Source organism: Bradyrhizobium sp. CIR48 (genome assembly GCF_014198315.1).
Lineage (GTDB): Bacteria > Pseudomonadota > Alphaproteobacteria > Rhizobiales > Xanthobacteraceae > Bradyrhizobium.
Genome location: NZ_JACIHG010000016.1, coordinates 111,052 through 133,585, shown reverse-complemented (window position 1 = coordinate 133,585; position 22,534 = coordinate 111,052). Strand labels below are relative to the sequence as shown.

The window sequence follows — 22,534 nt, the reverse complement described above, 5'->3', positions numbered from 1 at the left end:
GTCGACAGGCGGCCTATCCCGGCACTTCGCCGGCATTGGGCTCGCCGGCGTCCCCAGCCATCCGCGGCGGCCGCACCACGGTGACGGTGCAGGCCGCTTCCGAAGCCACCTTGGCCGAGACGCTGCCGAGCAGCGTGCGCCTGAACGAGCTCTGCCGCGCGCCGATGATGACGTGGTCGACCTGGTTGACCTCGGCGAACTCCAGGATTGCGGCGGCGGGATCGACCGCCTCCAGCACATGAGCCGACAGCCGGCTCTCATCCAGCTTGAGCGGCGTCGCCCAATGCCAGAGCGCGACCAGGCGGTCGATATGCTTGTTGGACCCCTGCTCGTCCAGGGTACGGTCGATCGCGATCCGGTTCAGCTTGAGCACGTTGACGCAGGCAAGCCGTGCTGACGGCAAGGTGGCAAGGATGCGCTCGGTGGTCACGCGCAGCGCCTCGTTCAGCTCCGGTGCGCCTTCCACGGTGTCGAGCGCGACGGCGAGGATGGGGCTCGATGCGATCTGGGCGGCGACATCCGATTTCGCGCGCGGCGCCATGACGCCCTGGTTGAAGCGGCGACGCCATGCGACGCCGATTGGGTCGCGTTTCACCCGCTCCGAGCGCGCGGTGAGCTTGACCTGGTCCGGATGGACGAGATCGAAGGCGAGTTGGGATGCCGTCGGATAGCGCCATACCGGCTCGATCTCGAGACACCGCAACACTATTTCCTGAAGCCAGAGCGGGTAGTCGGTGCGCAAGCTTCGCGGCGGATACGGATCGCGCCACAGCCGGCGCCGCATCGCGCCCATCGTCTCGCCCTCGCCGAACGGCCGCTCGCCAGTCGTGAAGAAATAGAGCAGCACGCCAAGCGAAAACAGATCACTGCGCGGATCGTCGCGCACCCCTGACAGCCGCTCGGGCGCCATGTAGGGCGCGGTGCCGTAAGGCAGGCGGAATTCCTCCTGCAGGAGATCCGGCAGGTGGTTGTGATGCGACAGGCCGTAGTCGATCAGCACCGCCTCGCCGGTCTCGCGGAACATGATGCTGCTCGGCTTGATGTCGTGATGGATCACGTTCTGTCGGTGGAGATCGGCAAGCGCGGTCGCGATCTTGGCGACGAGCTGCCGCGCTTCGTCGTAGGGCAACGGCAGGTCAGGCAGCCGCTTGTAGAGCGTGGTGCCGCCGATGCGCTCGATCACGACATAGGCCTGGTGCGCGAAATCGCCGGTGCCGAAACAGGCCGGGACGTGCGGACCCGCCAGCCGCGGCAGGATCATCATCTCCATCTCGAAGGAGACGATCGCGGCAGGATCCTCGCCCTCCGACACCCGCGGGATCTTCATCAGCAAGGGTACATCGATGCCGGGATGGGTGACCGTCCACAACGTCGCCATGCCGCCGGCATGAACGCATTCACCGATGGTGTAACCATCGATCAACGCACCGGATTTGACCAGGGGCTTCGGCATCGGCCTCTAGCGCCCCTGCGAGAGCCGATCGGCGAGCCAGTGCGGCAGGCCGTTGTCGCGAATCCTGTCCGCCGCGGTCCCGATGTCATAGGGCGCGCGGCAGTAGGTGATCTGGCACGTCTCGGTGTCGAACAAGACGAAGGCTGCCGACGGATCGCCGTCGCGGGGCTGGCCGACCGAGCCGAGCACGGCGAGCCATTGCCGGCCGCGCAGAAGCTGCACCGGAACGTCGGTCTTCGGCACGAAGCTCGTCATCTTGGCCGTCACCGACATCGAATAGAGCGCGGGACGATGGATGTGGCCGCAAAACGTAACATGAGCGGGCGTTGCAATCAGGCTCTTGGCGGCGTCCACCGTCGAGCGGACATAGTGCCAGCGCTGGGGGCTGGAGGCTTCCGAATGCACGAAGAGACGATCGCTATCCTCCACCAGCATCGGCAGTTCGGTCAGGAACCGCCGCTGCGCGGTATCAAGCCGGCCGCGGGTCCATTCGATTGCGATTTGCGCCTCGGCGTTCATGGTCTCCGTCGAGGAATTGACCGCCTGGTCGTGATTGCCGCGGACGGCGATCGCACCCTGGGCAACGAGCTCCATCGCGGTATCCACCACCCATTCCGGATCGGCGCCATAGCCGACGAAATCGCCAAGCAGGACGAACCGCTCCGCGCCCCTCGCGCGGGCGGCCTTCAGGCAGGCCTCGAAGGCCTGTCTATTGCCATGGATATCCGAAAAGACCGCTAGGAGCACGCACCCTCCACCCTCCAATTCTTATTGAAGGCCGGTAAGGCCAAATTGAGGGAGGTCAAAACCATGCGCCAGCGCCGCGCCGTTTACCAGCGCAGCCTTGTGGTGATGATCCTGCGGCGATGACGAAGGGCCTATTGCTCGTCCTTTGGCGGCATCCGGGGCGGCGGTATCGGCGTGAACACGGCGCCTTGCGCGCCTGCCGGCGGGGCAAGGAATTCGCCGGTCGAGGAATCGCCGCCGGTGGTCTCCAAAATGGTCTTCGGCGTCACATATTCGCGGACCTTATCGATGAGGCTGCCATCGCCGCCGCCGAAATCGGCGGCGCGGCCGCCTTGCGGATGTCCCAGAGCGATCTCGTTCTCCGCGGCATGGGTCTTGTCGGCGAGCCTGTCGTCGTAGGGCACGCGGAAGGCGCGCGGAATGCCGCTCGGGCGATTGTCCTCGTCCAGCTGCTCGACCCACAGATAGATCGAGCCGGGGTCACCCTGAAGCGAATGCGGCTCGACGATGCGGGACTTCAGCAGCTTGAACGTCGTCGGCAGCCGGTCGGTGCTGGCCCAACCGAGCAGGCCGCGCATCTCGCTGAAGCTGACGATGTAGAACGCGCTGGTGACCACCACCGCGACCGCCTTGAACGACCAGTGCAGCCGCCCATAGACCAGCACGATCAGCAGCAGCGCACCGATCACGGCATAGGCAACCGACAGCGTGAGGATGACCGTTTGCAGATTAGTCACGGCGTATCCTCTTGGCGTTACTGCTCACCCCGGTCCTCGGGTCGAGATCGGCCCCGTTGCGCCAGCTGCTGCGGAACGTCTCCAGCAGCGATTTCGGCCGCTGGTCCACATTGACGACCTTGCCTTCGGCGTCGATCCGGAACCGCACCGCGGTCTTTTCGTCGCCGGTGTGATCGAGCGTGAACTTGTTGTCGAAGACCACCTGCGCGGTCGGATTGAGCTTCTGCACCTTCACATTGGCCGTAACGGGCTCACCTGTCGTCGCCACGAAATGCGAGACGTTGACGGTGTATTCGCCGGCGAGGATGCCGCGCACGGTGACGATCTCCTCGCGGATGGGCGAGGCGATCTTCTTGCCAGCGACGATGATGAAGTCGTTGGCCCCGCCGCGGTCGTCGCGATCGAGCGTCAGGAAGCCGGCCTCACGATGGCGGTACCAGGCGATATTGCCGGCGGGATCCTGCACGAACAGGTCGAGATCGTCGGGGTGGCTGTCCGGCCAGTCCAGCGTGATCATGAACTCCGCCTTGGAGTCGATCTTGCCCTCCTTGGCATCCGGGGAGACCGCGAGCAGCGCAAGAAAGAACAGGAACGCGATCACCTGGAGCGCCTTGAACAGCATCACGCCCAGCGGATCGAACGGCTCCTCGCGCGGATAGAGACCGAAATCATCCATCATGACGGGATCCCGGCACCCTTGATCCCAGACCCCTTTTCAGACCCCTTGCGCTCCAGCACCGGCGTCACATAGGTCTCGGTCAGCACCACCGCATCCGAGAACACCCGCTGGGTCGCGGCATCCAGCATGTAGTACTGGATACGGACCAGGATCGAGCCGACGAGGCCGGCGAGCGTCGTGTACATCGCGACCGCCATGCCGTCGCTCATCAGCCCCATCGAGGAGCGCATCGCGACCTTGTCGGCGGCATCCAGCCCCGCGATCGGCGCCAGCATGATGATGAAGCCGACGATGGTGCCGAGCAGGCCGAGCTTCATCAGCGTATCCGAGACGAAGGCGCCGAACCCATTGGAGCCGCGCAGCCGATCCGCGAGCGTCCGCAGCAGCAGCGTCTGGTCGACCGGGCGGTAGCCCTGCGCGGCCGCTTTCGTCAGCAGGCTCTGGATGTGGTCGCGCACCAGGCCGCGCGGTAGCGCCGCCGCGCTCGCATCGAGCACCTTGCCGCCATCAGGCGCGGCGAGCGCCTCGCGGCAGCGCCGCGCCGCTGCGCCTTCACGCGCGATCGCTCGCGTGCGCAGGAAGCAGTGGCCGCAGGTCAGAACATAGAGCACCGCGATGACGCTCGAAATGTAGGTCCGGTCCGAGGTCAGCATCAAATGGATCAGGCCGAACCGCCATAGCAGCACGACGGCGAAGATCGAGAGCCCCGTGAAGATCATCCAGAACAGGAGCGCGCTACGCTCGGATGGGTCGGTCCCGGTTCCCGCGATCGGTCCAATCGTGATCGAACTCATGCTGCACTGCTCCCGGCCCGCAACGATTGGCCTGCAAAGATTTCCGGTCGATTAGATCAAAGCCGCCGTATCAGGTCCAAAGACCCATGCCCAATCCGGCTTGGGAAATTTGCCCGAGCAGCAGTCCCGCCACACCCCGCAATTGGCAAGGCGCGGCGGCGTTGTTAGGCTGAGCTTATCAAACGTCGGGGATGATCGCATGCGCCTCGTGCTTCAGCTTGTCGCCCGTCTGCTGCTTATCGTGGCCCTGTGCCTTGGCGCGGCAACCATATGGGCCACATTCGACGCCTATCGCAGCGTCGACCGGTCCACTGCGGCCTCGGCGCAGCGGGTCGCGCAGGCGCTTCAGGCGCTGTATTGGCGCGAGCTTTTGTTGCGCAGCAGCAGAGCGCGCGAGCATCTCCTGCCCGTTCCGGACTGGCGCACCCTGGAGACCATGAAGCTGATCTCGCCCGGAGTCTGCGTCGAGTTCCAGCCAGCCGCGGCATTCGAGAAGCCGCTCTGCGGCCAGAGCGAAGGGCTGGGCAAGACCCCGCCGCGCTGGTTCGCCGCGATCGTGCCGACCTTCCTCGGCAGCCACGCCGAGGTGGTCCGGCCCGTCAGTCCCCGCGCCGCGACGGCCGGCACCGTGGTCGCGACGCCGGATGCCGCGGCCGCCGTCTCGCTCGCCTGGGAATACATCCTCAACGTGATCGACGTCGCGCTATTGATGGCGGCGGCGATCGCGCTGCTGGCTTCGCTGGCGATCGCGCATGCGCTGGCACCGGCGCGCACGATCGTGACCGCCCTGCAGCGCATGGCGCGCGGGCAGTATCGCACCAAACTGCCGCGCTTCCGCTCCATGGAGCTGGCGATGATCGGCGGCGCCGTCGACGAGCTCGGCGGCCGGCTGGAGGAAGCTACCGAGCAGCGCGCCGCGCTGACGCGGCGCCTGATCGAGATCCGCGACGACGAGCGCCGCGCCCTCGCCCGCGAGCTGCACGACGAGTTCGGACAGAATCTGTCCGCCATTCTCGCCTTCGCCAACACGATCGAAACGGCGAGCACGAAAGACAACCGGGATAATGGCATCGCGCAGGATGCGCGCATGATCTCGCAGGCGACCCATCATCTGATGGCATCGCTCCGCGATGCGCTGAAGCGTCTGCGCAATCCCCTGCCCGAGGAGCTCGGGCTGGAGGCAAGCCTCGTCAACCTCGTCGACAGCTGGCGCTCGCAGAGCGCGGCGCGGCCGACGATCCAGCTCGATCTCAGGGGTGACCTCACTGACATCAGCGGTCCGGCCGCCACCACGGCCTATCGCGTGGCACAGGAATGCCTGACCAACGCGCTGCGTCACGGTGCGGCGCGCGAGATCTCTTTGCGCATCGAACGCCGGGCCGGCGAGGACGACGCGCTGCTGATCCGCGTCGAGGACGACGGCGGCGGTGATGCGGAGCGCGTCTCGCAATCGGCCGGCTTCGGCCTGACCGGCATCCGCGAGCGCGTCACGGCGGCCGGCGGATCGCTCTCGATCCTGCCCGCCCGCGGCGGCCTCAGTGTCGCCGCCACCATCCCACTCGCCGCGTGAGGGCGGAATGAGCGAGGTTGCAGCAACAGGCATCTCCGTGCTGCTCGTAGACGACCACCCGATCGTCCGCCAAGGCTATCGGCGCGTGCTGGAAAGCCAGGGCGACCTGCATGTCGTGGCGGAGGCCGACAACGCCGCGGACGCCTACGGCGCATTCAAGGCGCATGATCCCGATGTCGTCTTGCTCGACATCTCGATGCCCGGCGCGAGCGGGCTGGAGGCGATCCGCAACATCCGCGCGCGCAGTCCGCGGGCGCGGATCCTCGTCTTCACCATGCACAACGAGGCCGTGCTGGTAAAAGCCGCCTTCAGCGCGGGAGCCAGCGGCTTCGTCACCAAGAGCAGCGAGCCGTCCGCCGTCGTCACCGCGATCCGCGCCGTCGCGCGCGGCGAGCGGGCCATGAGCGACGATATCGCGCACATCCTCGCCGAGGACAGCCTGTCGGCGGGCTCAGCGCTGGATCAGCTGGGCGAACGCGAGATCGAGATCCTGCGTCAATTTGCCGGCGGCGCCACCACCGAGCAGATCGCGACGCATCTCAATCTCAGTGTGAAGACAGTGCAGAACTACCACTATTTGATCAAGACCAAGACCGGCGCGCGCACCGACGCGCAGCTGGTGCGGCTCGCCGCGACCTGCGGGCTGACGAAGATCTAGCAGCGGGGCTGCCGCTTTCCCCACGTCACTTGAAGATTTCGAATCTGCCGGGCCCGATGGAACGGAGGCCATCCGGCTCCGGTTAGGAGTAGAGTGGAGGAATCGCCATGAGTAAGGCTCATCACAAGGCAGTCGACCATCCCCCGATCATCACCGTAGGCGAGCTCATCGATGAACTTTGCCGCCTGCCCGATACGGCCGTCGTCCACTTCCGCTGCCCCATGCTCGAGCAGGAGCTGACATTCTACCGCCTTCGAAAGCGGTCAAAGGATGCCGTCGAAATCGCGGTCAATGCATATCCGGAGAGCCCGCCAGTCGTACCGGCGACCAACGGCGGTGCGTTTCAGCCGCGCAGGCACGCAACGGCCGCGCCCCTCGTTCGGGAGAGTGCGCTTCTTCACAAGGCAAGAGCGTGAGGTAGGCCTCCGGGTCTAGGCCGCCTTCAGGCCGCGCAGCACCAGCGCGAGCGTCGCGTCGACACGCGCCGGCAGATCGGCGTCCTTCCATTCGTCGGCATGCGCCGGATGGTGGAAGCGGACGGTGGCATCGAAGATCGCGCGCGCGGTGGTCTTGACGTCGCCGATGGCGAATGCGCCCTGCTTCACGCCGTCAGTCAGGATCGCCGAGATCTGGTCGATCATGGTGTCCTTGTGACATTTGACGGCCGCGCAGGCCTCGCGCGCCAGCGTCAGATAGGTCTCGAACATCTCGGGGTCGTCGAGCACGCGCGAACGCTTGGCGGCGAACAGCGTGCGCAGCCAACGCTCGAGCCGCGCCGGCGCCGGGCCCTGCTCCGCGGCGATCTGGCGGAGCGGCGCGTCGATGCGGTCCAGCCAGCGTTTGGCGACGGCCTCGCGCAGCGAGGCCTTGCTCGGGAAATGGCGATAGACGCTGCCGTGGCTCACATCGAGCGCACGGGCAACGTCGACCACGGTGGCCTTGGCAAGTCCGTAACGCCGCAAGACGTCCTCGGTCACTTCGAGGATCCGCTCCGGCGTCAAGACAACGGCTTCATTCATGCCAGCACCATGTTCCCGTTGGGCTCAGTTATCCGGCGATGGAGCTGCTTCCGAAGCGCCTATGCCGGCCGTTTCGGAAAGCTCTCGCCTTAATGAGGCAGTTTTGCAGCCTGCGCCGCGATCTGGCGCGCCACCAGCAAATTGAGCCAATGCCCAATCGCACCGGTGAGGTTGATGATTTCGGTTGTCATTGTCGTAAGTCTCCATTCGTCCGCGGTCCCCGCTCTTCAATCCGCCCTCCGATCCGAGCTTGGCTCGGATGTCGGGCTCCCCGGGGCTTGTCGCGGGACGCCCAATCGGAGCGTCCGAGAACGGATATACGCGTCCCGCTGACAGATTTCAATATCTGTCAGTCAATGATCCGTGATTGACAGTTAATATTTGCGGCTGGGGTCGCCAACCCCTGCCTCCGGTCCGGTGGATAGCTCGGCAATCCCCCTCTCGCGGGGCCCAGACCGTTTGTTTCGCCCTGTCCGCTCTGTTAAATCACGGCGTAAAAAGCATTTTGGCTGGCGCCGCCCCTCGGGATCGCCCGCCCACCTTCCTGGAGCCATCAGATGATCCCCCGCTATACCCGCCCGGAAATGGCCTCGATCTGGGAGCCGCAGACCCGGTTCAAGATCTGGTTCGAGATCGAGGCGCATGCGGCGGACGCCCTCGCCGAGCTCGGCACCATCCCGAAGGAGGCCGCCAAAACAGTCTGGGCCAAGGCCAAGGACGCCACCTTCGACGTCGCCCGCATCGACGAGATCGAGCGCGAGACCAAGCACGATGTCATCGCCTTCCTCACTCACCTCGCCGAGATCGTCGGCCCCGAGGCGCGCTTCGTCCACCAGGGCATGACCTCGTCCGACGTGCTCGACACCTGCCTCAACGTCCAGCTCACCCGCGCCGCCGACCTGCTGCTCGCCGACCTCGACAAGGTGCTGGCCGCGCTCAAGAAGCGCGCCTTCGAGCACAAGATGACGCCGACCATCGGCCGCAGCCACGGCATTCATGCCGAGCCCGTGACCTTCGGCCTCAAGCTCGCTTATGCCTATGCCGAATTCTCGCGCGCCAAGGAGCGCCTGATCGCGGCGCGCAAGGAGGTCGCGACCTGCGCCATATCAGGCGCCGTCGGCACCTTCGCGCAGATCGATCCGCGCGTCGAAGAGCACGTTGCGAAAGCCATGGGCCTCGTCCCCGAGCCGATCTCGACCCAGGTGATCCCGCGCGACCGCCATGCGATGTATTTCTCGACGCTCGGCGTGATCGCCTCCTCGGTCGAGCGCATCGCGGTAGAGATCCGCCACATGCAGCGCACCGAAGTGCTGGAGGCCGAAGAGTTCTTCTCGGAAGGACAAAAGGGCTCCTCCGCGATGCCGCACAAGCGCAACCCGGTGCTGTCGGAAAACCTCACCGGCCTCTCCCGTATGGTGCGCGCCTATGTGACGCCTGCGCTGGAGAACGTCGTGCTCTGGCACGAGCGCGACATCTCGCACTCCTCGGCCGAGCGCATGATGGGCCCGGATGCCACCGTGACGCTCGACTTCGCACTGGTGCGCCTCGCCGGCCTGATCGACAAGCTCCTGGTCTATCCCGCCAACATGCAGAAGAACCTCGACCGCCTCGGCGGCCTCGTGCATTCGCAGCGCGTGCTCCTGGCGCTCACGCAGAAGGGCGCGAGCCGCGAGGACGCCTACAAGCTGGTGCAGCGCAACGCGATGCCGGTCTGGCGCGGTGAAGGCGATTTCCTTCAGCTGCTGAAGAAGGACACCGAGGTGAAGAAGTATCTCTCGGACGCCGAGATCGAGGAGCAGTTCGACCTCGGCTATCACCTCAAGCACGTCGACACGATCTTCAAGCGCGTGTTCGGCGAAAGCTGACATCTTGTAGGGCGGATTAGCGTAGCGTAATCCGCCTTCCGTCCCGGCATCGCGGCGGGTTACGCTACGCTAACCCACCCTACGAAGAAAAAACGGATCCCACCCCATGCCCATCGTCAACCGCGTTGCCGCCCTCTCCGACGAAATGGCCGCCTGGCGCCATGACTTCCACGAGAACCCCGAATTGCTCTACGAGGTCCACCGCACCGCCGGCATCGTCGCCGAGAAGTTGCGCGAATTCGGCTGCGACGAAGTGGTGACGGGTATCGGGCGCACCGGCGTTGTCGGGGTGATCCGCGGCCGCAAGTCCGCCTCCGGCAAGACCATTGGGCTCCGCGCCGACATGGACGCGCTGCCGATCATGGAGACGTCGGGCGTGCCTTATGCGTCGAAGGTCCCCGGCAAGATGCACGCCTGCGGCCATGACGGCCACACCGCGATGCTGCTGGGCGCCGCCAAATATCTCGCCGAGACGCGCAATTTCGACGGCACGGCGATCATGATCTTCCAGCCCGCCGAGGAAGGCGGCGGGGGCGGCAAGGCCATGGTCGAGGACGGGTTGATGACGCGCTGGAACATCCAGGAGGTCTACGGCATGCACAACATGCCGGGCCTACCGGAAGGCCATTTCGCAACCACGCCCGGCGCGATGCTGGCCTCCTCCGACAACATCCAGATCACGGTCCACGGCAAGGGCGGCCACGCCGGCGCGGGCCCGCACAAATCCGTCGACAGCGTGCTGATCGGCTCGCAGATCGTCAACGCGCTGCAATCGATCGTGGCGCGCAACGTCGATCCGCTGAAGTCGGCGGTCATCTCGATCACGCAATTCCACTCCGGCACCGCCTTCAACATCATCCCGGAGGTCGCCGAGCTCGGCGGTACCGTGCGCACGCTCGATCCCGAGGTGCGCGATCTCGTCGAGCGCCGCATCGGCGAAGTCGCCGATAGCGTCGCCCGCGCCTATGGCGGTTCGGCCGAGACCAAATACAGCCGGATGTATCCGGTGACGATGAACCATGCGCGCGAGGCCGGCCTTGCCGCCGACGTCGCCCGCGACATCGTCGGCGCCGATCGTGTCAACGACAAGTTCATCCCGATGATGGGCGCCGAGGATTTCTCGTTCATGCTGGAGGCGCGTCCCGGCGCGATGGTGCTGGTCGGCATGGGCGACGGCAACGAGTGCCATCACCCGGCCTATGTCTTCAACGACAACATCCTCGGCCACGGCGCCTCGTTCTGGGTGCGCATGATCGAGACGCGGATGCCGGCGGGGTAATCCCTCGCCTCAGCGGGGGCCGCTTCAATTGCAGACCTCGGTCAAGCCGCCACCGTTAATGGCAACGCTCGGCGATCGTCCCAGCTTGCAGCCGGGACGAAGGGGCCGGCAGCCGGCATTCGTGCATACGATCTGGCCGGACGAATTCGCTTGTGAAGCAGCCGGCGATGACTCACTCTTTTTCCGGTCCGAGTCACGTCTTGCGGGTTCATCGCGCGTCGCGACGGGCTTCTTCTCCGGGATCTTCTCGCATTCGTTGTCGTCGCTGATACGGTGACCAGCACGGCACACGATCTTGCTGCATTGGTCTCCATCCGCCCTGAAGCCGCGCTCGCAAACCAGGGGACACACCCGCCCCGACTTTCCCTTGAGGGCGTCCAGCACATCGGCGTTCGCAATCTTCGCATCGAATTTGGTGCCGGCGTATTTGTTGAACAGCGTCAGCGAGCGTTGCGCCGTCTCGCTCCACTCGCTGTACGGCTCGGCCTTCATGCAGCCGACGCGCCGCAGCTCGACTTGCACGGATCTCGGCAGATCTTGCGCCGGAGCGGAGCTCGGCGGCGGCGAAAGCGCTGCAACCTTCTTGCTCTCGGCATCAGCGGCCTGCTTTTCCGCAACGTGCTTCGCGGCGGCGTCGGCCGCCGCCTTCTCCATGACCTGCTTCTCCGCGAGCGCTTTCGCGGCCGCCGCCTCGGCGACCTTGCGCTCGCGCTCGGCTGCTTCAGCCTTCGCCTGCTCGATCTGCTTTTGCTTCTCCGCAGCGATCCGCGCATCCTCGGCGGCTTTGGCGGCAGCGGCGGCCTTTTCCAGCTCCGCCTTGTGGGCCCGTTCAGCGGCGAGCTTCACCTTCTCCTGCTCGGCCTGCCGTGCCTTCTCGGTCGCCGCCGTGCGCTCCTCCTCGGCGGCAATCTTCTTCAGCTGCACGCGGGCGAGGTTGGCGTAGAAGCCGTCCGGATAGGTCTGCAGGAAAGCTTCCCAGGCCTCACGCAGGCCCGCCTGAAGCGCAAGCTCATAGTCCCTGCGCACGCTGTCCTGTGGATTGGCCTGCGGCCCCGCGACAGCGGCGGGCTTCGCCTGCACCAGCGGCACGTCGTCGCCGCCGAGCGAGCCGTAGACATAGGGCTCCTGCCTGTTGCCGGTGTTCTTCAGAACGTCGTCCCGCACGAAGCCGAACGCCTTGCGCAGATCCAGCCCCGGCTTCGGCAGGTGCTCGACCAGCGCCGTGGCGAAGGGACTGTTGCGGGAATCGCCGTCGGATGCCGTCGATCCCGCCTTAGCAGCGAACGCGATCATCGTGTTCGGGCTGGTCGGCTCGACCTTGGCAAGACCTCGCCCGATCGCGCGCGAGGCCACCATGCGCTTCATGGTCTTGGCAAAGGGATTGTCGCGGCAGGCGTCGAGGATGACAAGGCGCAGCCGCTTGGCCGGCTCGACGGCGAACAGCGCACGATCAAGCGCAACCGTCTCGTCGAGAACGTCTCCGTCGGTCTCCAGCATGGCGTCGGTCGGGATGAGATAGTTGTTGCCGTCGAGCTCGATGCCGTGGCCAGCGTAGTAGATCACAGCCATGTCGGCGTCGCGGACCCTGCCGGCAAAGTCACGCAGCGTCCGCCGCATCTCGGAGGCATTGAGGTCTGTTTTGACGTCGACCGCATCGAAGCCGGCCTTCTTGAACATGTCGCCGACAAGTGCGGCATCGTTCACGGGATTGGTGAGCCGCAGCGTGTTCTTGTACGCGGAATTGCCGATCACGAGCGCGACGCGCTTCTCGGCATAGGCCGGCCCGCAAACGAGCCACGTCGCCAAGGCCATCACAGCAATGAGACGATACGCACTCAATTGCAGACCTCTCTCGTGCGGCCAGCCATCACCGAGCTCGCATCGGAGGTGCTGGCGCGCTCTATTCTGCATCCCTTGCCAACGGGGCGACAACCGGCAGCATTGCAGAATATCTGGCCAGACGCCTGCGGCTTGGACGGCGTCGACTCGACTTGCTTACGCTCCGTATCCCGCTTCTTTGAGTCCTCCCGCGTCGCGACCGGCTTCTTCTCCGGGATCTTCTCGCATTCGTTGTCGTCGCCGACACGATAGCCGGCGCGGCAGGTGATCTTGACGCATTGGTCGCCGTCGGCCTTGAAGCCGAAATTGCACACCAGCGGGCAGACCCGCCCCGGTTTCGCCTTCAGCGCATCGAGCGCGTCCACGCTCGCGAGCTTCACGTCGAGCTGGGTGCCGGCATATTTGTTGAACAGCGTCAGTGAGCGCTGCGCAGCCGAACTCCACTCGCCCTCAGCGGCCGACGTCAGGCACCCGACGCGGCGCAATTCGCTCTGCACGGATTTTGTCAAATCAGCCGCTGACAATGTGGGTGCCGGCCCCGGCGAGAGCGCGGCCACTTTCTGGTTCTCGACTTCGGGCAGCTGCCGGTCGGCCGCCGGCTTCGCGGCCTGCTCAGCTTTTTCTGCCGCCTGCTTGGCAGCAAGCTCGGCCTTGGCCTTCTCCGCCGCCTGCTTCTCGGCCAAGGCCTTCGCTGCCGCCGCCTCCGCTATCTTGCGCTGCTGCTCGGCCGCCTCGGCCCTCGCCTGCTCGATCTGCTTCTGCTTCTCTGCGGCAATGCGGGCATCTTCGGCAACCTTGGCCGCAGCAGCCGCCTTGTCCTGCTCGGCCTTCTGGGCGCGCTCGGCGATAAGCCTGGTCTTTTCCTGCTCGGCGGCCTTCGCCTTTTGCTCGGCTGAGGCACGCGTCTCTTCGGCGCCGATCTTGTTCAACTGGCCTTTGGCGAGATTCGCATAGAATCCCTCGGGATATTGCGCCAGGAACGCTTCCCAGCCGTCACGGGTGCCGAGTTGGAGCGCAAGTTCATAGTCTCGCCTGAGCTCAGACTGCGGATTGGGTTGCGGGCCGGTCGCAACGGGCTTGGCAGGAACGAGCGGCACGTCATCGCCGCCGAGCGAGCCATACACGAAAGGCTCTTGCTTGTTCGCAGTACTCCGCAGCACGTCATCGCGCACGAAGCCGAACGCTTTGCGCAGATCCAGGCCGGGCTTTGGCAGGTGGTCCGAGAGAGCCGTGGCGAACGGGCTGTTCCGGGAGTCTCCATCGGATGCCGTCGAACCGGCCTTGGCCGCAAACGCAATCATCGTGTTCGGAGTGGTTGGCTCGACCTTGGCGAGGCCGCGGCCGATCGCGCGCGAGGCCACCGTGCGCTTCATGGACTTGGCGAACGGATTGTCGCGGCAGGCATCGAGAATGACGAGACGAAGCTGTTTGGCGGCTTCGATGCTCACCAGCACGCGATCGATCGGTAACGCTTCGTCGTAGACGTCGGTGTCGGTCTCGAGCGCGGCATCGGTCGGGATCAGATAGTTGGTGCCGTCCACCTCCATGCCGTGGCCCGCATAGTAGATCACCGCGACATCGGCATCCCGGGTCCGCCCGCCGAATTCGCGTAGCGCCTTGCGCATTTCAGACGCGTTCAAGTCCTGCCTGACGTCGACCGTGTCGAAGCCGGCCTTCCTCAACATGCCGCCGATCAAGCCGGCGTCGCTCGCGGGATTGGCAAGCTTCGGCACGCTCTTGTAGGCGGAGTTGCCGATGACGAGCGCGACGCGCTTGTCGGCGAGCGCCGGGCTGCAACCGAGCCAGCCTGCAACAACAGAAAAGGCAAAGGCCGTCAGCGCGATGGAGCAAGCCCGAAAGATGCGCTTCATCATCAGTTGCATATTTCAGCCGGTATCTTCACCGTGGGAGTAGCAGGATGATTGGCAGTTCCGAGCCGGCATCCCTTGGCGATCGGCCTGCATCCGGCGTTGTTGCAGATCATCTGTCCCGACGCCTGCGGCGCCGATGGCGCGGACTCGCTCTGTTTCCGATCCGCATCCCGCCTCCTCGCATCCTCGCGCGTCGCGACCGGCTTCTTTTCCTGGATCTTCTCGCATTCATTGTCGTCGCCGACGCGATAGCCGGCGCGGCAGGTGATCTTGACGCATTGATCGCCGTCGGCCTTGAAGCCGAAATTGCACACCAGTGGGCACACCCGTCCGGGCTTCGCCTTCAGCGCATCGAGCGCATTCACGCTCGCGAGCTTCACGTCGAGCTGGGTGCCGGCATATTTGTTGAACAGCGTCAGTGAGCGCTGCGCAGCCGAACTCCACTCGCCCTCAGCAGCCGACGTCAGGCACCCGACGCGGCGCAATTCGCTCTGTACGGATTTGGCGAGGTCAGCCGCCGACAATGTGGGTGTCGGCCCCGGCGAGAGCGCGGCCACTTTCTGGCTCTCGACTTCGGGCAGCTGCCGATCGGCGGCCGGCTTTGCGGCCTGCTCAGCCCTCTCCGCCGCCTGCTTCGCGGCAAGTTCGGCCTTGGCCTTCTCCACTGCCTGCTTCTCGGCAAGCGCCTTCGCAGCCGCCGCCTCAGCCACCTTGCGCTGGTGCTCGGCCGCTTCCGCTTTCGCTTGCTCGATCTGCTTTTGCTTCTCTGCGGCGATCCGCGCCTCTTCCGCCGCCTTGGCAGCAGCTGCTGCCTTCTCCTGCTCGGCCTTCTGGGCGCGCTCGGCAATAAGCCTGGTCTTTTCCTGCTCGGCGGCCTTCGCCTTTTGCTCAGCCGAAGCGCGCGTCTCTTCGGCGGCGATCTTGTTCAACTGGCCCTTGGCCAGGTTGGCGTAGAAACCGTCCGGATACGCCGCCAGAAACGCTTCCCAGCCGTCGCGCGTCGCAAGCTGAAGCGCGAGCTCGTAATCCCTGCGGATGGCTTCCTGCGGGTTTGCCTGGGGACCGGTCGCGGCCGGCCGCACGACGAGGGGCACGTCGTCGCCCCCGAGCGAGCCGTAGACATAGGGCTCCTGCTTGTAGCTCGTGCTCTTGAGCACGTCGTCGCGCACGAAGCCGAAGGCCTTGCGCAGATCAAGGCCCGGCTTCGGCAGATGCTCGACCAGCGCAGCGGCGAACGGACTGTTTCGCGCATCGCCATCGGACGCCGTCGATCCCGCCTTGGCCGCGAACGCAATCATCGTGTTCGGGCTGGTCGGCTCGACCTTGGCGAGCCCGCGCCCGACGGCGCGTGAAGCCAGCGTGCGCTTCATCGACTTGGCGAAGGGGTTGTCGCGACAGGCATCCAGAATGATCAGGCGCAGCTGCTTGGCCGGCTCGACCGCGAACAGCGCGCGTTCGACCGGAATGGTCTCGTCGAGAACGTCGCCATCCGTCTCCAGCGTCGCGTCGGTCGGAATGAGATAGTTGGCTCCATCGAGCTCGATGCCGTGGCCGGCGTAATAGATCACCGCCATGTCCGCATCGCGCGACCTGCCGGCAAACTCGCGCAGCATGCGCCGCATCTCGCTGGCACTGAGATCCAGCCTGACGTCGACGGAATCAAAGCCCGCCTTCTTGAACATGCCGCCGACCAGCGTGGCGTCGTTCACTGGATTGCTGAGCTTCGGCGCGCTCTTGTAAGCGGAATTGCCGATCACGAGCGCGACCCGCCGGTCGGCATGCGCCGGTCCGCAGGCAAGGCCAATCGCGAATATCAACAAGACAAACAGTCGAAACGGAATCACTTGCGTCCCCCCGGATGCAATTCCCTGAGACTATTCGCTAGCGTCGCCGATTGCTAATTCTTCCTATGTGATTCCTGTCACACAAGCCGGTCTAACGGGGGTAAGGATAATGCGGCGAAGCGTCACCCTGGTTTTTCCAGGTGACGCCGCCGTCTGTCGGTGCCGCTACATTTGCACCACCTCGTGGCGCATCACGAAGGGTGCAAGCAGCGCGTGTACCTCGCTCGCAACGGCCTCGCGCTGGTCCGACGGCAGGCCGGCAAGGGTCACGGTGGCGATCGATCCGTGACTGCCATGGGCACCGACTTTAACCCTGCAATCGATGCCGCGCTCGACCAGCGGCGTGAGCACCTTGGTGAACACGCGCTCGGCCGCGTCCCAGCGCAACTGCGGCTTGAACACCTTGCCGACACCGGTCACCGGCATCGGGTCGATCGGAATGACCTGCACCGGGACGGCGGCCCGCTCCGGCGTGCGCTCGCGAACCCAGGATTCCAGTTCGCCGGGCTCCACGGTCGCGCCGGGCTTCAACTGCACGTAGCCCACCGGCAGTTCGCCGGCATAGGCGTCGGGCTGGCCGACTACGGCGGCGAAGCCGACCGCGGGATGCCGGAACATGATCTCCTCGACCGGCGCGGGATCGATGTTATGGCCACCACGGATCACGAGGTCCTTGGCGCGACCGGTGATCCAGAGATAGCCGTCGGCGTCGAGCCGGCCGAGATCGCCGGAATTGACCCAGACTTCGTCGACGAACGCGCCCCTGTTGTGCTCGTCGTTGAGATAGCCGCCGAACACGCCGGGCCCTGCCATGATGACGACGCCGATCTCATCAGGCGCGCAGTCGCGGATCAGGCGGCCATCGGCATCGAGTTGCACGATGCGCACGCGCGCATAAGGCATGGGAAGGCCGACCGAGCCGAGCCGGATCGGCCGTGATGGATAGGCCAGCGTGTGCACGCTCGAGGTCTCGGTCATGCCGTAGACCTCGACCACGGGCAGCTTCAGCTTGTCCTGGATCGCCGAGCCGACCGCGACGGGGATCGCCGAGCCGCCTCCGGCGGCATATTTCAGGCTTGAGATGTCGGCTTGATCAGGTGGCACCGCGAGCGTTGCGGCGAGCACCGTCGGCACGCTCGACAGCGCTTCCGGCTTGAAGCGCTCGACCAATTTCCAGATATTCTTCACCGCATTCGGATTGCGCCAGCCGCTCGGCGACAGCACGACCAGCGAGCCGCCGCCCGACAGCATCGTCAGCACCTGGGTCAGCGATCCCCCGACGTGAAACAACGGCATGCCGAACAGCAAATTGGCACCGGGCTTCGCCCTTAGCAGCAGGTTGAGCGCCCAGGCCTGGTAGACCTGGTTGGTATGCGTGTGCCGCACCAGCTTGGGCGTGCCGGTGGTGCCGCCGGTGTGGAAATAGGCCGCGATGTCGGCACCCGAAATCTTGCGCCCGCTGACAAGCTGATCCGACGGATGCTGCTTGATCAGGTCGCTGAAAGCAAAGATGCCATTCGCCGGATCGCCGCCGCCGAACACCTGCACGATCGCCTTGAGGTGCTTGAGCTGCGGACGGATCTGCTCGACCTTCTGCCAGATGTCGGTGCCCGGCATCGGCCCGAGCGCCACCAGGATTTTGGTGTTCGCAGCTTCAAGGATCTCCGCGATCTGGTGCGGCTCGAGCAGCGGATTGACGGGATTGGCGATGCCGGCGGCCTCCGCGCCGAACAGCGTCACGAAGGCATCCGGCACCAGCGGCAGCATGAAGCTGATGACGTCGTCTTTCTCCGCGCCGAGCGCGTGAAACATGTTGGCAGCCTGCGTGACGCGCGCATGGAAATCGCGGTAGGTGACCACCAGTGGCGTGTCGGCGGGATCAGCATTTTGCAGAAACTGGATCGCCGCACCGTCGGGATTACGCGCCGCGCCCAATTTGATGGCGTCAAACGTGCTCTCGGCAGCGATACGGTCCGCATAGGGGACCCGCTCGAACGCCCGGACCTCCTCGTCGGTCAAAAGATCCGGATAGTCATTGCCAATCAGCCGATCGAGCGCGTGGATGCCCGCCATGGAATTCCGTCCTCCCTCAGATGTATGTCCCCGCCCCCTGTCTTTTGACATTTTTGGGTCGGCGAGGCCCCGACCGATGGCCGGCCGGGGCGCCGACAGAATGATGGATGATTTGGCGTTCGTCCATTGCCAACGGGCTGCGGCGCTCGAACGCGAACCTAAGGCGCTTGAACCTCTGCGGCCGATCCGGGGACCAAGAACTGGCACTGAATTCGCTCGCCAGCGCCCTGCCGCAAGACTTGAGGTCATCATGACGACACCCCTGCGGAACCGCATCACACGGCTGATCGCCGCGTGCGCTATCTCAACAGCCATCGCGCTGCCCTCCGCAACATTCGCCGCGGACGGCCAGCTCGACAAGATGCGGGCCAAGATCGCGGCATTCATCACCGACAAGATGGAGAAGCTGGGCGGATCGCGCATCATCTACAAGGTGGACAGTGACGCCTTGCGGGAGGCGGTCACTACGGATCTGCGCGACGACGTCTACAAGACCCTGCGCGAGGGCCGGATCGCCTTCTCCGGCCTTGCGATTCGTGACGGCGGCGTCGAGGTCAAGATCGCGGACGCCAAGGGCCGCGAGCTGCTGACGCGCAAGCTCGCCTCGGCGGCAGAGGGATTGCCCACGCACGCGCTCGCCGTGACCGACGCCGGAGACGGGCTGATCAGGCTCGCGCCGACCGATGCCGCATCCGCCGCACGGCTGCGCGATCTCGTCGAGGATTCCATCGCCATGATCGAGCAGCGCCTCAAGGACGCCGGCGTCACTCTGGCCAGCGTCCAGCCTGAGGGAACGGACCGCATCCGCATCTTTCTGCCGGGCACGACGGAGCCCGAGCGCATCACCGCGATCTTCGCCAGGAAGGTCAAGGTCAGCTTCCGCCTGATCGATGTCACGATGTCGGCGGAGCAGGCGCAATCCGGCACGCCTCCGGCGGGCACGGAAGTGATGTTCGGCTTCAAGGACAAGCTTCCCTATCTCGTCAAGGCCAGCGCGCTCGACGGCGACGACATCAGCTACGCGGGACCGGGATTCTCGAGCGGCGCTAAGGAGCCGATCGCCTCGTTCCGCTTCAACGGCCGCGGTACGCGGCGCTTCGCTCACATCACCGCAGAGAACGTTGGAATGCCCTTCGCCATCGCGCTCGACGACAAGGTGATCTCCTCCCCGGTGATCCGCGAGCCCATCACCGGCGGCTCCGTCCAGATTTCCGGCAACTTCACCCTGGAAGAGGCCAACAGCGTCGCCATGCTGCTGCGCGCCGGCTCGCTGCCCGGACGTCTTGGCCTCGTCGAGCAGCAGGTCATCCAACCCGCCGCCAAGCCATAAGGCGAAGATCGTCAGACGCGCCCCACCAGCGGCATCCGGCCGTTCCGCGACGCCGAAGCCCGCCCCGAATCACGGCCGCGTTGCGGCCGGACGCACAACCAACGGGCAATTGCCGAAACGCCCGATCAGGCTAAAATTTGCCTCTTGCGGCGTGACGGCCAAAGGCTTCATTTCAGGCGGCCGTCATTCGATTTCGGCTATACGTGTCGAGCATACCGACCAGGACTGAAAGCCTTACGCGGGGTTAGTACCATGCCGTCCGGCAGCGCAGACATTTCCTCGATCCTCGACCGCATTCTCGATGCGGCAACGGACAACCTCAGGATCGCGAAGATCCTGGTGCAGATGGGCCTGGATCCGAACAACGTCACCTATGACGCGATCTTCAATAGGCTCCTTGAGATCTTCGTCCACAACATCACGTTTGCCAATCTGTTCGCCGCGGTCGGCGCCGGTTTCTTCGTCGCCACCCTCTTGATGCGGACCATGGTGCCGCTGCGCGTCGCCAACATGATCGGCTGCGCGTTCTTCGCCGTTTTCGGCGCGCTCTCCGCCAACGTCGCGACGTTCCTGCTCTATCTGCTGCTGCTTCCGATCAACGCCCTGCGCCTGCGGCAGATGCTCAAGCTGGTCAAGAAGGCGCGCCATGCCGCCGAAGGCGACATGTCGATCGAATGGCTCAAGCCATTCATGACCGAGCGCAAATATCGAAGCGGCGACACGCTGTTCAAACTGGGCGATCCTGCCAAGGAGATGCTCCTCACGGTCACCGGCAAGTTCTTGGTCAAGGAGATCAATGTCGAGATCGGGCCCGGAGCGCTGATGGGAGAGCTCGGCTTCCTGACGCCCGACAACCGGCGCACAGGAACGATCGAATGCATCGAGGACGGCCAGGTGCTGACGATCACCTACGACCGGCTGCTCGAGATCTACTTCCAGGACCCGCAGTTCGGCTATTATTTCCTGGTGCTGACCAGCCAGCGCCTGCTGCAGAACATCGATCGTTTGCAGAAGCAGCTCGCCACGGAGCGGGCGGCCACGACGAACAGGATCGCGTGATCGCCGCTGCTCAGCCTAGCAGCAGCGCCATGCCGGGATCGCCCTTCTCCATCGCGCGCCGATAGGCCGGGCGGGCACTGACGCGGCCGAGATACTTGACCACGTTCGGGCAGCGTTGGACATCGTAGGGCTGGAAGTAGCGCATCGTCGTCAGCGAAAAGCCCATCATGATGTCGGCGGTGGTGAAGGCGTTGCCCGCCAGATATTCGGCATCGCGAAGGCGGGCGTCGAGGAGATCGTAGGAGCGATCGAGCCGTCCCTTCATGGCAAGCAGGGTCGGGTTGTCCTTTGCAAGATCGAGTCGATTCAGAATCATCATCCGCCCCATGCCGGGTTGCAACGTGCCATTGGCGAAGTGAAGCCAGTACAGGAACTGCGGGAAGGCGGGATCATTGGGGCCGAGTACCAGACGGCCGTTGCCGTACTTTGCGACGATGTAGTCGACGATGGCGCCGGACTCCGCGAGCACGAGATCGCCGTCGGTCACGACGGGCGCTGCCCCGCTCGGGTGCAGCGCCTTGTACTCCGGCGGCGCCAGCATGGTGACGGGATCGCGGGCGTAGCGCCTCAGCTCGTAGTCAAGCCCCAGCTCCTCGCACAGCCAGACGATGCGCTCGGACTGAGACTTGCCGAGATGATGGACGGTGAGCATGAGGCCCCTGCAGCGGTAAGTTGGGCATGTCGTGAAGACGCGTATAGCCTGCCATTGCCGGGGACGCATCTCGGTCTTGTGTCCCGGACGCAGCGCGGCGCCGCTTCGACGGCGCTGCAGAGCCGGGGCCCAGCCCACCGGGTATGTCCTGTCCGCGGCGCGTCCAGCCTCCCTCCAAAACGGCCCCGCCGCAAAATCGCCCTAAAAACCGAATGGTAACCATGACGGGCTAGGGTAATGACGTGACCAATCCTCCGACGATCCTGGTGTTCGATTCCGGCCTTGGCGGGCTCACGGTGCTCCGCGAGGTCGTGGCCGCGCGTCCGGACGCCCATTTCGCCTACGTCGCCGACGACGCCTTCTTCCCCTACGGCCACCACAGCGAGGACGAGATCATCGCCCGCGTCGTGCCGCTGATGGGTGAGCTGATCGGCACGCATGACCCTGATATCGTCGTCATCGCCTGCAACACGGCGTCCACCCTGGTCCTGTCCCACTTGCGCGCCGCTTATTCGGTGCCCTTCGTCGGTACGGTGCCGGCGATCAAGCCGGCCTGCGCGCAATCGAGGACCCGCCGCGTCTCGGTGCTCGGCACCAAGGGCACGGTGAAGCGCGAATACACCAAGGCCCTGATCCGCGATTTCGCGCAGGGCTGCGAGGTGACGCTGGTCGGCTCGCCCGAGCTTGCCTCGCTGGCTGAAGCCGAGCTCAGCGGCACTTCCGTCAGCGACGGCGACATCCTGGCCGAACTCGCCCCCTGCTTCGTCGGCGAAGACGCGACCTCGCGCACCGACACCGTCGTGCTCGCCTGCACACATTATCCGCTGCTGCTCGACCGGCTGAAGCGGCTGGCACCCTGGCCGGTCGACTGGATCGATCCCGCGCCGGCGATCGCCCGCCGCGTCTCGGATCTGCTCGGCCCGCGCATCGGCGGCATCGCACAGGCCGGCGCCGAAATGATCTTCACCTCGAACCGCGTGCACGGCCTTTCGGCTACGCTGACGCCGTTCTTCGGCGGCCGCGCGCTGGCCTGACTTTGCGCATCGGCGCCGCGCTGCTAGGTTT

19 protein-coding genes are annotated in these 22,534 nt (G+C 65.2%); 8 read left to right on the top strand and 11 right to left on the bottom strand.

The features are described from left to right. Positions 1-13 precede the first annotated feature (13 nt). The 5 genes from GGD66_RS36735 to GGD66_RS36715 all read right to left on the bottom strand — a co-directional run bounded on the left by GGD66_RS36735 (position 14) and on the right by GGD66_RS36715 (position 4,410). Complete coding sequence (locus tag GGD66_RS36735; RefSeq protein WP_183261560.1) at positions 14-1,453, bottom strand: serine/threonine-protein kinase; 1,440 nt, start codon at positions 1,451-1,453, stop codon at positions 14-16. 6 nt (positions 1,454-1,459) lie between these two features. Then, complete coding sequence (locus GGD66_RS36730) at positions 1,460-2,200, bottom strand: metallophosphoesterase (protein ID WP_018316552.1); 741 nt, start codon at positions 2,198-2,200, stop codon at positions 1,460-1,462. Positions 2,201-2,331: 131 nt separating this feature from the next. Next, positions 2,332-2,937 (bottom strand): hypothetical protein, encoded by a 606-nt coding sequence (locus tag GGD66_RS36725; protein WP_183261558.1) that lies wholly within the window; start codon positions 2,935-2,937, stop codon positions 2,332-2,334. Further along, on the bottom strand, positions 2,930-3,616 hold the full coding sequence (locus GGD66_RS36720; protein ID WP_018316554.1) for a hypothetical protein: 687 nt from the start codon (positions 3,614-3,616) through the stop codon (positions 2,930-2,932). The genes GGD66_RS36725 and GGD66_RS36720 overlap by 8 nt, the downstream gene beginning before the upstream one ends. Next, positions 3,613-4,410 (bottom strand): MotA/TolQ/ExbB proton channel family protein, encoded by a 798-nt coding sequence (locus GGD66_RS36715; protein ID WP_183261556.1) that lies wholly within the window; start codon positions 4,408-4,410, stop codon positions 3,613-3,615. Before GGD66_RS36715 ends, GGD66_RS36720 begins: the two co-directional genes overlap by 4 nt. A gap of 199 nt (positions 4,411-4,609) precedes the next feature. Here GGD66_RS36715 and GGD66_RS36710 point away from each other — a divergent pair, with 199 nt between their 5' ends. From GGD66_RS36710 to GGD66_RS36700, 3 genes are all read left to right on the top strand, one after another. Continuing rightward, entirely contained in the window at positions 4,610-5,980 is a 1,371-nt protein-coding gene (locus tag GGD66_RS36710; protein ID WP_183261554.1) for a sensor histidine kinase, read from the top strand. A gap of 7 nt (positions 5,981-5,987) precedes the next feature. Beyond that, positions 5,988-6,638, top strand: coding sequence for a response regulator transcription factor (locus GGD66_RS36705; protein ID WP_018316557.1), 651 nt, complete (start codon positions 5,988-5,990; stop codon positions 6,636-6,638). A gap of 107 nt (positions 6,639-6,745) precedes the next feature. Then, a complete protein-coding gene (locus GGD66_RS36700; RefSeq protein ID WP_183261553.1) occupies positions 6,746-7,054 on the top strand; it encodes a hypothetical protein in 309 nt (102 codons plus the stop codon). Between the two features lie 15 nt (positions 7,055-7,069). Here GGD66_RS36700 and GGD66_RS36695 read toward each other — a convergent pair whose 3' ends face one another. Beyond that, the gene (locus GGD66_RS36695; protein ID WP_018316559.1) at positions 7,070-7,657 is read right to left on the bottom strand and encodes a TetR family transcriptional regulator; all 588 of its coding nucleotides are present in this window, start codon (positions 7,655-7,657) and stop codon (positions 7,070-7,072) included. 557 nt (positions 7,658-8,214) lie between these two features. Here GGD66_RS36695 and purB point away from each other — a divergent pair. Further along, on the top strand, positions 8,215-9,522 hold the full coding sequence (purB, locus tag GGD66_RS36690) for an adenylosuccinate lyase (RefSeq protein ID WP_018316561.1): 1,308 nt from the start codon (positions 8,215-8,217) through the stop codon (positions 9,520-9,522). A gap of 106 nt (positions 9,523-9,628) precedes the next feature. After that, positions 9,629-10,801, top strand: a complete 1,173-nt coding sequence (locus GGD66_RS36685; RefSeq protein WP_092259086.1) for a M20 aminoacylase family protein — start codon at positions 9,629-9,631, stop codon at positions 10,799-10,801. Between the two features lie 24 nt (positions 10,802-10,825). On the opposite strand, the gene GGD66_RS36680 is transcribed toward GGD66_RS36685, so the two are convergent. The 4 genes from GGD66_RS36680 to GGD66_RS36665 form a co-directional block, all read right to left on the bottom strand. After that, entirely contained in the window at positions 10,826-12,613 is a 1,788-nt protein-coding gene (locus tag GGD66_RS36680) for a caspase family protein (protein ID WP_183261596.1), read from the bottom strand. A gap of 23 nt (positions 12,614-12,636) precedes the next feature. Then, the gene (locus tag GGD66_RS36675) at positions 12,637-14,514 is read right to left on the bottom strand and encodes a caspase domain-containing protein (protein WP_409362396.1); all 1,878 of its coding nucleotides are present in this window, start codon (positions 14,512-14,514) and stop codon (positions 12,637-12,639) included. After that, complete coding sequence (locus tag GGD66_RS36670) at positions 14,514-16,355, bottom strand: caspase family protein (protein WP_183261551.1); 1,842 nt, start codon at positions 16,353-16,355, stop codon at positions 14,514-14,516. Before GGD66_RS36670 ends, GGD66_RS36675 begins: the two co-directional genes overlap by 1 nt. A gap of 165 nt (positions 16,356-16,520) precedes the next feature. Continuing rightward, entirely contained in the window at positions 16,521-18,428 is a 1,908-nt protein-coding gene (locus GGD66_RS36665; protein WP_183261549.1) for an acyl-CoA synthetase, read from the bottom strand. Between the two features lie 250 nt (positions 18,429-18,678). Here GGD66_RS36665 and GGD66_RS36660 point away from each other — a divergent pair, with 250 nt between their 5' ends. Further along, positions 18,679-19,758: a SecDF P1 head subdomain-containing protein gene (locus tag GGD66_RS36660; RefSeq protein WP_183261547.1), complete on the top strand. Its 1,080-nt coding sequence runs from the start codon at positions 18,679-18,681 to the stop codon at positions 19,756-19,758. Positions 19,759-20,010: 252 nt separating this feature from the next. Further along, positions 20,011-20,817: a Crp/Fnr family transcriptional regulator gene (locus GGD66_RS36655; RefSeq protein WP_018316569.1), complete on the top strand. Its 807-nt coding sequence runs from the start codon at positions 20,011-20,013 to the stop codon at positions 20,815-20,817. 10 nt (positions 20,818-20,827) lie between these two features. Here the strand turns inward: GGD66_RS36655 and GGD66_RS36650 are convergent, their stop codons facing one another. After that, on the bottom strand, positions 20,828-21,469 hold the full coding sequence (locus GGD66_RS36650) for a glutathione S-transferase family protein (protein ID WP_092259077.1): 642 nt from the start codon (positions 21,467-21,469) through the stop codon (positions 20,828-20,830). Positions 21,470-21,711: 242 nt separating this feature from the next. On the opposite strand from GGD66_RS36650, the gene murI reads away from it, so the two are divergent. Then, a complete protein-coding gene (gene murI / locus GGD66_RS36645; protein WP_092259074.1) occupies positions 21,712-22,503 on the top strand; it encodes a glutamate racemase in 792 nt (263 codons plus the stop codon). The last annotated feature ends 31 nt before the right edge of the window (positions 22,504-22,534 follow it).

What these genes read in the sequence shown, in the direction of transcription:
- GGD66_RS36735 (WP_183261560.1), bottom strand. Translation starts at nt 1,453, where the DNA reads ATGCCGAAGCCCCTGGTCAAATCCGGTGCGTTGATCGATGGTTACACC.
- GGD66_RS36720 (WP_018316554.1), bottom strand. Translation starts at nt 3,616, where the DNA reads ATGATGGATGATTTCGGTCTCTATCCGCGCGAGGAGCCGTTCGATCCG.
- GGD66_RS36715 (WP_183261556.1), bottom strand. Translation starts at nt 4,410, where the DNA reads ATGAGTTCGATCACGATTGGACCGATCGCGGGAACCGGGACCGACCCA.
- GGD66_RS36710 (WP_183261554.1), top strand. Translation starts at nt 4,610, where the DNA reads ATGCGCCTCGTGCTTCAGCTTGTCGCCCGTCTGCTGCTTATCGTGGCC.
- GGD66_RS36705 (WP_018316557.1), top strand. Translation starts at nt 5,988, where the DNA reads ATGAGCGAGGTTGCAGCAACAGGCATCTCCGTGCTGCTCGTAGACGAC.
- GGD66_RS36700 (WP_183261553.1), top strand. Translation starts at nt 6,746, where the DNA reads ATGAGTAAGGCTCATCACAAGGCAGTCGACCATCCCCCGATCATCACC.
- GGD66_RS36695 (WP_018316559.1), bottom strand. Translation starts at nt 7,657, where the DNA reads ATGAATGAAGCCGTTGTCTTGACGCCGGAGCGGATCCTCGAAGTGACC.
- purB (WP_018316561.1), top strand. Translation starts at nt 8,215, where the DNA reads ATGATCCCCCGCTATACCCGCCCGGAAATGGCCTCGATCTGGGAGCCG.
- GGD66_RS36685 (WP_092259086.1), top strand. Translation starts at nt 9,629, where the DNA reads ATGCCCATCGTCAACCGCGTTGCCGCCCTCTCCGACGAAATGGCCGCC.
- GGD66_RS36680 (WP_183261596.1), bottom strand. Translation starts at nt 12,613, where the DNA reads ATGGCCTTGGCGACGTGGCTCGTTTGCGGGCCGGCCTATGCCGAGAAG.
- GGD66_RS36675 (WP_409362396.1), bottom strand. Translation starts at nt 14,514, where the DNA reads ATGATGAAGCGCATCTTTCGGGCTTGCTCCATCGCGCTGACGGCCTTT.
- GGD66_RS36665 (WP_183261549.1), bottom strand. Translation starts at nt 18,428, where the DNA reads ATGGCGGGCATCCACGCGCTCGATCGGCTGATTGGCAATGACTATCCG.
- GGD66_RS36660 (WP_183261547.1), top strand. Translation starts at nt 18,679, where the DNA reads ATGACGACACCCCTGCGGAACCGCATCACACGGCTGATCGCCGCGTGC.
- GGD66_RS36655 (WP_018316569.1), top strand. Translation starts at nt 20,011, where the DNA reads ATGCCGTCCGGCAGCGCAGACATTTCCTCGATCCTCGACCGCATTCTC.
- GGD66_RS36650 (WP_092259077.1), bottom strand. Translation starts at nt 21,469, where the DNA reads ATGCTCACCGTCCATCATCTCGGCAAGTCTCAGTCCGAGCGCATCGTC.